At 75.5% G+C, this 1,599-nt stretch carries 1 protein-coding gene and 1 pseudogene; both read left to right on the forward strand.

What is annotated here, in order from left to right; genetic code table 11:
* Positions 1-54: 54 nt before the first annotated feature.
* Positions 55-1,164 (forward strand): annotated as a pseudogene (locus tag ND748_RS31615) (putative bifunctional diguanylate cyclase/phosphodiesterase); the annotation flags it as partial.
* A 221-nt stretch (positions 1,165-1,385) separates the two neighbouring features.
* A partial coding sequence (locus ND748_RS31620) for a hypothetical protein (RefSeq protein ID WP_374216086.1) occupies positions 1,386-1,599 on the forward strand: 214 nt, incomplete at its 3' end.

Here is a 1,599-nt window from a genome sequence, read left to right on the forward strand (position 1 = left end):
GAGCTGACCGGGCTCGCCGACCGCCGGCACTTCCTCGACGCGGTCGGGCGCAGCCTGGGCGGCGGCCACCGGGCACGCGCCGTGACGCCGGTCGCGGTACTGCTCCTCGACCTCGACCGGCTGCGCGACGTCAACGGTGCCCTCGGCCACGAGCAGGGCGACCGGCTGATCGTCACCGTGGGCCGGCGGCTGCTCGCCGCCCTGCCCGGCTCGACCCTGCTTGCGCGGGTCGACGGCGACGCCTTCGCGGTGCTGCTGCGCGGCGGCGAGGTCGAGAGCGCCGAGCGGCTCGCGGCCGTCCTGCGGGCGGCGCTCGAACCGCCGGTCCTGCTCGCCGGCACCCCGGTCCGGCCCGACGCGAGCATCGGGATCGCCTGCTCCCCCGAGCACGGCCGGATGGCGCTGGAGCTGTTCCGCCATGCCGAGGAGGCGATGCACGCCGCGAAGCGGTCCCGGTGCGGGCAGGCGGTCTACATCCGGTCGCATCCCCCGATCAACCGGGCGCGGCTGCTGCTGCGCGCCGAGGTTCGCCAAGCGCTGGAACGCGGTCAGCTCGAGCTGAGCTACCAGCCGAAGGCCGACCTGCGCAGCGGCCGGATCAGCGGGGTCGAGGCGCTCGTGCGCTGGCGTCATCCGGTCGACGGCCTGCGCCCGCCCGATGTGTTCCTCGCCGAGCTGGAGCGGGCGGGGCTGATGCCGAAACTCACCGTGCACGTTCTCGACCAGGCGCTGGCTGCCTGCGCGGGCTGGCACGCCGGGGGGGCACCGCTGACGGTCTCGGTCAACGTGCCGGCGTCGGTCATCGTCGACCGTGCCTTCGTCGGCGTGGTGCGCGCGGCACTGGGCCGCCACCGGCTCCCGCCGGCGGCGCTGGTCGTCGAGGTCACCGAGGACAGCCTCATCGAGGCTCGGGAGGCGGCGCGGCGCACGCTGGCGGGTCTGCGCAGCCTGGGCGTGCGGGTCAGCCTGGACGACTACGGCACCGGCTTCTGCTCGCTGACCTACCTGCGCGAACTGCCGGCGGACGAGGTGAAGCTGGACCGCACGTTCCTGCGCGACCTCGACCGTGACCCCGCGGCGGTCGAGATCGTGCGTTCCACGGTCTCGCTCGCCCACGCGCTGCGGCTGCGCATCGTCGCCGAGGGGGTGGAGACCCAGCGGTCCTGGCAGGCGCTGGCCGACTGGCAGTGCGACGAGGTGCAGGGCTTCTTCGTCGCCGGGCCGATGACGGGCGACCGGGTCGTCGGGTGGCTGCGCGAGTGGGCCGCCCGGCTTGCCGTCGCCCCCGAGGCCGAGACGGCGGCGGGCGGCGCCCTGGTCGGCGCCGGCAGGGCACCGGGCTGTCCGCGATGCTGCTCCCCGAGCTGCAGTCCATGGCCTCGTCCATGGGTATCCAGGGGGTGGGTCGGCTGCGCAAGGGCCAGCTCATCGCCGCGATCCAGAACCTGCAGAACGGCGAGGCCGCGGGCGGTTCCGCAACCGCTCCCGCCACCGACCTGGCGTCGGCGGCGCCGATCCCGGCGCCGAGTGAGGCTCCCTCCGCGGCGCCCCTGGCAACCCGTCAGTCCGCCGGCGACGGCGGCCCCAGCACCCGCACGC

The sequence above is a fragment of the Frankia sp. AiPs1 genome, from assembly GCF_023716945.1.
Taxonomy (GTDB): Bacteria; Actinomycetota; Actinomycetes; order Frankiales; family Frankiaceae; genus Frankia.